This is a genomic window from Sporolactobacillus inulinus (assembly GCF_006539285.1).
GTDB classification, from domain to species: Bacteria; Bacillota; Bacilli; order Bacillales; family Sporolactobacillaceae; genus Sporolactobacillus; species Sporolactobacillus inulinus.
This window is the reverse complement of the sequence record NZ_BJMS01000029.1, coordinates 1-8,453: the sequence shown is the minus strand read 5'-3', so window position 1 is coordinate 8,453 and position 8,453 is coordinate 1. Positions and strand designations below refer to the sequence as shown.

Genomic DNA, 8,453 nt, shown 5'->3' with positions numbered 1-8,453 from the left:
CAGTGTGGTTACGTTTCGATTGGCGTGTTCTGCCACTTTGGCGGCATATTTTTCCCCCAGTAAATCGTTTTGATCTCATGATGGTCCTTGAAGCCGTCCAATACAGTATGATAATGGAACTGAAACGCGTAGCCGGCCTGAGGCGGATGATTCCTTCTTACATGCAGCTTCGCAACTTCCTGACCGGATAATGTATTGTAAACATGGATGATTCGCTCTCCATAACCTGCTGCCGGTTCATGGGTAATGTCGAGTGATCGAATCCACGTTTTATCGCGCGTCATACTGATCTCTTTAACCGCATTGATAAAAGCTGGGACGACCTCTTTTATGTATGGATCATTTAGCTTTTCCCCTATTCGGGTACCAAATTTCTGCTTTCCTTGTGCCGATGCTTCGCAGCGCACATAAGCAGAAAATCCTTTGATTAGCTGCATTTTTTCATCTGATGATCGCCATGAATCATCGCTTTGCTCAGATTGCTGAACATTTTGCTCGTGATCGCTTGTACGAACGGACTCCGACTCATGAAGGTTTTGCCGATCATTCTGTTTGTCCAGATCATGCGCAGGCGGTGCTGGTGTGACCAAGCCGAACGTTAGTACGGCAACAAGCGAAACCAGTCCTTTTTTTATCCATTGAGCAGGCACAGAAAAACCTCCAAATCATTTGTTGTATAATTCTTATATTTTTCGCAACTTGGAAAAGATTTCTGTCGTTAAGCGCTGCTGTCCCGCATGATTTTTCGCTCAGCGCAGGCAGGTCATGCAGTATTGAAAAAAAAGAAGCTGTCTCATCAATCGCATTGACTTTTGAGACACCTTCTTTGCTTCATACATTGTCAAAATTAAAATCTTCATCCGTGAGCGGTTCAATATTAAGAGGAACCACATAATCACCTTTCGTTGAGAAGAAATCATGGTTGATGGTTCCGGTATCAATCCCGTTCAGCACGATTTGGCTCACCGGTTCGTGATCATATTTATCCTCATACCCGAGATTTTGCAATGCGCGATTCGCATTGTAGTACACATAATCCATAACCTCACGGGTCAAACCGATTTTCGTGTATATTTTTTCTGTGTATGTTTTTTCGATCTCAATTAACTGATCCAGAAGCTTTTCTCGCTGCTGGTCTGCTTGCTTGCGTTCTTCATCCGTTAAATCCTCGCGATACAGCCGTTGTGCCACCATTCCGGTGAAGCTTCCATGTATCGACTCATCCTGAATAATTTTACGAATGATCTCGCCGCTAGCAATCATACGGCCTTGTCCGGATAAGAAAACCGGATAAAAGAAACCGCTGTAAAAGGAAAAGCTCTCTAAGAATACGGAGGCACACATCGCCATATAGCGCTTGAATGGTGTCACATTTTCCTTCTTATCGTAAAGCTGATTGTACCAATACGCAATCAAGCGATATTTTTCTTGCAGTTCCGGCTGTTGATCCACCCATTCGCCGAGATAATAATCGGTCTCGCGCGATGAAATCAGGGTTGAAAAAATATGCGAATACGATTTTGCATGAACATGTTCCATCATACCCATCCAGGCAAAAACGGCTTGTTCATGCATATTATCATGGTGGATGGCAACAAGCGGCATTCCGTTGTCCCCTTGCTCACGATCAAGACCGGTCAGTCCGGATAACACTTCGACATAGACGGCCCGCTCATCATCCGTCATTTTCGACCAATCGGAAAGGTCACGCGATACTTTAAATGCCTCTTCCGTCCAAAACTGGTTAATATTTTGTTTCCAGTACACCTTTGCAATTTGATTATCATTTCGATTCCAATTAATTGCCTTCATAAAAAATTCATCCTCCGTACGGTCAGCTGCCTGACTCCAGTATCATTTGGACCACAAATGTACTCACACCGAGCAGGCGGTGCATTCTTCAGGTGAAAGAAGCTGCGTTCTTGTATAGTAAAGCGATTTAAGCCCCTTTTTATGTGCATAAACATACAGACGTGCAAGCTGCCGCGTGCTCGTCATACTGTCGACATACAGAATTGTCGAGATTCCTTGGTCGACATGCTGCTGAATTTCAGCAATCATGTCGATCACACGATACTGATTGGTCTGATACGCCGATTTGTAGTACCACATCGTCTGCGGTGACAAGAACGGCATTGGATAAATCGTTTCACTATTTCCGTATTTGCGTCGTTCAATGACGTTAACCACCGGCATAACCGAACTGGTTGCATTCTGCACGTAACTGATCGATTGCGTTGGCGCAACCGCGAGGCGATAAGCATTGTATAAGCCGTAGGCTGCAACCTTGTGCTTAAGCTCGATCCATTCCTCAGTCGTCGGAACATGAATGTCCTTAAAGAGTTCTTGAACGCGCTCGGTTTCTGGTCCGAACTCATCCTGTTCATACTTTTTAAAATAGGAGCCATCTGCATAATCGGTTTTTTCAAATCCTTTGAAGGTTTCTCCGCGCTGTTTTGCAATCAACATCGATTTTTCAATTGAGTAGAAATTTACGAGTGAGAAGAACGTCCGTGCAAAATCACGCGCTTCTGCTGATTCGTAAGCAATTTGGTTTTTCGCCAAATATCCATTCAGATTCATTGCCCCTAAGCCGACCGAGTGTAATTCGCGATTAGCCAGACTGACGCCTGGTGCATTAGGGATTTCTGTCATGTCACTGACCTTGGTCAGCGCAGCAATACCGGAATGAACAGAGTCGCGTACTTTGCCGGATTCCATTACATTAACAATATTTAACGATCCAAGAATGCAGGAAACGTCACGGCGAATATCATCCGGAACGCTATAGTCGTTAATCGTTGAGGTCTCCTGCAGCTGGAATATCTCTGTGCAAAGATTTGACATTTTGATATCGCCAAGACGATGGAGCGGATGATTTTTATTGGCATTGTCTTTATAAAAAATATATGGGTAGCCGGACTGCATCTGCATTTGAGCAATCAAATTCAAAAATTCACGCGCATCGGCACTTTTCTTTTTGACTGCTGGATTGCAAACGAGCTCATCATACATTTCGTCCATATTCATGTCGTCCAAGTGCTTGCCGTATGCCTTGTAGACGGTGTAGGGCGCGAACATGAAAAACGTTTTCCCGGCCTCAGCAAGTTCAAAGAACTTTCCAGGAACGATCAAACCAATCGACAAGGTTGACAGGCGAATGTCTTCATCAGCATTTTCCTTCTTCGTATCCAAAAATTCCGGAGCGTCCATGTGAAAAATATTCAGATAGGCGGCACCTGCACCCGGACGCTGTCCCAGTTGATCCGCATAGGAGAACCCAAGCTGAAGTTTGCGTGCAACTGGTATAACGCCTTTAGCCACACCTTCTACACCTTTAATCGCTTCTCCGCGCGCACGAATCTTCGAAAGGTTCAAGGCAACGCCACCGCCGATTTTCGACAGTTGCTGCGAGGTGCTCTCAATGTAGTTGATCGAATTGAGCGAATCGTCGGATTCAAGCAAGAAACAGGAAACCATTTCACCACGCCGTGCTTTTCCCGCATTTAAGAACGTTGGCGTGGCCGGCTGATAGCGCTGCTCCATCATCGCATGCATAAATCGCTCCGCGCGCGCATAATTTCCTCCAGAAAGGAATAAAGCAACAATAGAAACCCGTTCAGCGTAGTTTTCGAGATAGTGAGATTTGTCATTGGTTTTCATCGCATAGTCGCGATAAAATTTACTTGCAGCCATGTAGGATTTAAATTGGAAATGATAGTCTGAAGCGATTTGATGCAGACGTTTAATCTCTTCTTCACTATATTGTGCAAAAACATCGTAGTAATAATGTTCGTCAACCAAATAGTGCAGACGATCAAGTATCCCCGAGAAATGAATCGTTTTTTCATGAACTTCTTCCATATAGACCCGGATCGCCTCTTGGTCTCTTTCTAAACGGTAAAAACCGTCTTCTCCACGAGTCAGCACTTCATTATTTAATTCAGTATAGGACTTTGTTTTGATCGCTTCGTTCGGCAAGTGCCTTCACCCTTTCTTGAAATTCCGCGACATCTTCTGCTGTGCCGCCCAGTTCAAACTTATAGAGAATAGGAACATGGTAGCTTTTCGATACAACATCTGCCGCGTGAGCAAAATTATGCCCCCAGTTCCTGTTTCCGCTAGCAGCGACAGCAACGAGATAATTTCCGTTTTTCATTAAAAACTCCTTAACGGTTTCCGGAGCGTCGCCGAAGCCAATTGTATTCGTGACGAGCACAAACGGTTCCTGAACGCGGTCCACGCTGCTGATTGGCTGGTAAGACAAGCCGGTCTTGCCAAGAAATCGTTTGACGTTCCCCGTCATGGTTTCGTATAAAATCAGCAATTCGGGGCATCTCCTTTACTATGTAATGAAAACGTAGAATAGTATCTTTTTACTAGATATTGATTCTATTAAATACAATACCACAATATATTGTGGTATTTCAACGATTTTATACCAGAATATATTGTGGCTGATTGATCCGATCTGATCCTGTTTTTTAAAAACTATCTTTTATCATAAGCCATGTTCCGATGTGTTTCAATATGTCTCTTCCTGCACCAAACTGAGCGCCTTCTCTCTTAATTCAAAAATGCGCGGTTTTAAGGGAAAAAGGCTCTCCAAATTTGTCGAGAAATTTTTCGGTTGTCCCGTCAATTATCCGGATTCTGTGAATTTTCGTTCCCCTTGATTGGAATAAAGGTTCGCCGATCACGCAATGAATGCTCACGACGAATCGTTCGCTGCGCCGCCATCCTTGCCAAGTACTCCTGAACATTAAAGGGGATTTTTCCGCGTCGATCCGTTTTTTCATAGTGGTTATCGCTTCCTAGAACGCGCGTTTTGATATTGTCGCGCATCATCAAATCAAACAAATCGATGATGGTCTTTTTGATCTGTGCATTCTCAATCGGAAACATTAATTCAACCCGTCGATTTAAATTTCGAGGCATTAGGTCAGCACTGGCCAGATAGACAAGTGTTTCGCCACCGTTACCGAACATATAGATCCTGCTGTGCTCCAGGTAGCGGCCGACAATCGAATGTACGACAATATTCTCGCTGACGCCGGGAATCCCTGTGCGCAGGCAGCAGATGCCGCGGATGATCAGTTGAATCTTCACACCGGCTGCTGATGCGCGGTACAAGGCCTTAATCATCCCTTCATCTGACAAAGCATTCATTTTAGCACGAATAAATGCCGGCTTTCCGTCCTGTGCATTTTTCATTTCATGATCAATCAGATCCATCAATGTATCGCGCAGCCAAAGCGGCGCCATGACTAATTTATGGAAATAAGGCGGTTCCGAATAGCCGGAGAGCATGTTGAATACGTTGGATGCATCAATTCCCATTTGCTCATTGCAAGTCAGAAGACCCATGTCTGTATAAAAGTGAGCGGTAATGTCATTGTAGTTCCCCGTTCCAAAATGCATGTAACGCTTAATCCCGTTTTCTTCTCGTCTGACGACAAGCGCCATTTTGCAGTGGGTTTTCAGCCCAACAAGTCCGTAAATAACATGGCATCCCGTTTTTTCCAATTTCTGTGCCCAGTTAATGTTGTTTTCTTCATCAAAACGTGCTTTCAGCTCAACCAGTACCGTCACCTGTTTGCCGTTTTCAGCGGCTTTTTCCAAATAACGGATGATCGGAGAATGACCCGATACGCGGTACAGTGTCATTTTAATCGCCAGCACCTGCGGATCCCTTGAAGCTTGGCGAATCAATTCGATCACCGGATCAAAGGATTCATACGGATGGTGAAGATAAATGTCGCCCGCACGCATTGCGTCAAAGATCGAATGCTCAAGCAATTCGTACTGAATAAATGGACGGTTCGCTGAATAGACCATATCACCCGGTGCGTCAATTTTCCCCACTAATTTGGAAAGAAAAGTTAGATCGATCGGTCCGTTTACGCGATAGACATTTTCTTGACTTACGGAAAGGCGGTCGAATAATTTAGCGATTAAGCGGTCACTGATTCCTGCCTCGACATCAAGATGAATCACATTGCCGCGTTCACGCAAACGGAGCTGCTTCTCAATTTCCTTAAGCAGATCTTCTGTATCCTCCTCATCAACTTCCAGATCCATATCACGAATAACTCTGTAACACGCCGATTCAATAACATCAAAGCCGACAAACAGCTGATGTAAATGTCGGCGAATAATGTTTTCGAGCAGAATGAAACTGGTATGTCCCTCTTGACCCGGCAGTTTGACGACGCGCGGCAGAACATTCGGAACCTGCACCGTGACAAACTCACGATGCTGGATTTGACTGTTCCTTTTATGAATGAATGCAGCGATGTTTATGCTCTTATTCAAGATCAGCGGAAACGGGCGTGAGGAATCGACGGCCATCGGTGTCAGAACCGGATAAACTTCGCGATTGAAGTAATGGTCGATAAAATCAAGCTGTTTTTGCGATAACTCGTCTATGTCAAGAATATGAATATTTTTCTCATCAAGAAGCTTCTTCAGCATCCGATTATACGTTGTATACTGTTGGGCAATCATATGGTGGGCCGCTGTGCTGATTGCGGCAAGCTGCTGATCCGGCTTCATTCCGGAAGGATCCGGTTTATCATAGCCAACGTTAACCATATCAATTAAGGATGCCACACGTACCATAAAGAATTCGTCTAGGTTGCTTGCGGTGATCGACAAAAACTTCACCCGTTCAAGCAGCGGATTATCTTTGTCTCTTGCTTCCTCAAGAACCCGCTCATTAAAAAGCAACCAGCTCAGTTCGCGATTGCTGAAGTACTCCTGTCGATCGAACTGTTCCATGACAACCACCTACCCTCTTAAAATCGGTTTCAACCCAAAAACTTCCTCAAAATAGGCTGACTTATCATTAAACGTCTGCTTTTCAAGCGAGAGATCATCATCAGAACGTGCCGTGATCGTCACTTGATCCTTTTTCATGGATACGGCAATCCGTTCCACCTTCTGCTGCCTGCTGTCATCAAGCGCATCCGCAATACGAAGCAGCGCAGCAAGTTTCGCAGCAACCAGCCTACTCGACTCCGGCAGTCTGCGAAAAGCTGTGTTGTTAATCGAAGGCGTTTCAGCACTATGATAACGGGCAATCGTGGCAACAAGATCGCGTTCAAGTTCTGAAATGCCGATAATCTCGGATGATTGGATAATGTAATAGGAATGCACATAATGAGCATTCATGTCAATATAACTTCCGGTGTCCTGCAGAATTGCCGCAAGCTGAAGCAACAGCCTGTCCCGCTTGTCCAGTCCATGAAGGCGCCGCAAACGGTCAAACAAGTGCAGCGCAAAGCGTTCAACGACCATAATGTGCTCTGGATCACAGTTGTAGCGATTGGCAATATTGCGTGCAGATACAATGATATCTTCTGTAAACGAGTGATCCAGCACCTTTTTGCGCATTTCAAGCAGTTCATGTACAATCAGTCCATCGGCGAGATCAGCATCGGACAGAGTAATACTTTTTGCACCGGTAAGCTCGAGCGTTTTTTTCAAGATCATTACCGAAGGAAGCAATTGTGTTGCCGATTCATAGGGAACTTTATATTCCTTTGCAAGAATTTGGGGGGGAATCTTCAGAATATGATGATAGAGTTCAACAAAACGTTCCCGAGTTAACGTGTCAATGCGACCGCCCAGAAACATATGTTTAAACGCGCGCAGATCTGTACCAACAAGCACGAACTTTTGTACTTTAATCTCTTTAGGTGCGAACTGATGGTACCCGCCAATTTTGCTGCGGATATAATCTTCCATGATTTCTACATAATCGCCTGTTTTACTTTCAAGATCGCCAAGCAGTTCGCGGATACGCAGCGGCCCAAGCTTAATATTCCGTGAAAAAACAAAATGACCTGCATTATATACCGTCAGCTGCATGCTCCCCGAACCAATGTCAATCAGCATCGTTCCTTTTTGGATGAGTTCATTAAATCGATCCGAATTATAGGCAACCGCCTGATTATGTAAAAAACGTTCCTCAGCATTCGCCAGCCATGTGAGATTTAATCCCGTTTTAATCCGAATTTGTTCTTTAATATACTCTGCGTTGCGTGCTTCTTTGACGGAACTTGCCGCGACCGCACGATATTCTCTAACGCCGTAATCATTCATGATTTGTACAAAACCTGCTAATTGACGGCAAGCCTGATCAACCGTATTGAATTCAATCATATGATGATTGTAAATATCTGCACCGATCGAAACGTCAGCCTTCACATAGTCGACAAGCGACATTTTTGTCAAATCGGCGATCTTCAGTACCAGTGTCTGCAGCCCAACCGTAATCGAAGCGAAGAGTTTATGATTCGCCATCGTCCTCACCCCACAACTCACATGTCTCTATTTCCATTTTCTTAGCACTTAATAGTTATTATACGGCATATTTCATTGTATATGAGAATCCAATTAAATTCTTCATAATAAATTTACGTTGCGACTTCCGCAGGATGTGATGACTT

The 8,453-nt window shown here is 44.4% G+C and carries 6 protein-coding genes; all 6 read right to left on the bottom strand.

Translation table 11 applies throughout. From position 1 onward, the window contains the following. Positions 1 to 8 precede the first annotated feature (8 nt). Positions 9 to 650, bottom strand: coding sequence for a YpjP family protein (locus tag SIN01_RS05815; RefSeq protein WP_010024317.1), 642 nt, complete (start codon positions 648 to 650; stop codon positions 9 to 11). Between the two features lie 181 nt (positions 651 to 831). Continuing rightward, on the bottom strand, positions 832 to 1,812 hold the full coding sequence (gene nrdF, locus SIN01_RS05810) for a class 1b ribonucleoside-diphosphate reductase subunit beta (protein ID WP_010024316.1): 981 nt from the start codon (positions 1,810 to 1,812) through the stop codon (positions 832 to 834). Between the two features lie 63 nt (positions 1,813 to 1,875). Next, entirely contained in the window at positions 1,876 to 3,981 is a 2,106-nt protein-coding gene (gene nrdE / locus SIN01_RS05805; RefSeq protein ID WP_010024315.1) for a class 1b ribonucleoside-diphosphate reductase subunit alpha, read from the bottom strand. Next, positions 3,944 to 4,327, bottom strand: a complete 384-nt coding sequence (gene nrdI / locus SIN01_RS05800; RefSeq protein ID WP_010024313.1) for a class Ib ribonucleoside-diphosphate reductase assembly flavoprotein NrdI — start codon at positions 4,325 to 4,327, stop codon at positions 3,944 to 3,946. The genes nrdE and nrdI overlap by 38 nt, the downstream gene beginning before the upstream one ends. A gap of 311 nt (positions 4,328 to 4,638) precedes the next feature. Continuing rightward, positions 4,639 to 6,780, bottom strand: coding sequence for an RNA degradosome polyphosphate kinase (locus SIN01_RS05795; protein ID WP_029548070.1), 2,142 nt, complete (start codon positions 6,778 to 6,780; stop codon positions 4,639 to 4,641). 9 nt (positions 6,781 to 6,789) lie between these two features. Beyond that, positions 6,790 to 8,307: a Ppx/GppA phosphatase family protein gene (locus SIN01_RS05790; RefSeq protein ID WP_010023347.1), complete on the bottom strand. Its 1,518-nt coding sequence runs from the start codon at positions 8,305 to 8,307 to the stop codon at positions 6,790 to 6,792. Between the last annotated feature and the right edge of the window lie 146 nt (positions 8,308 to 8,453).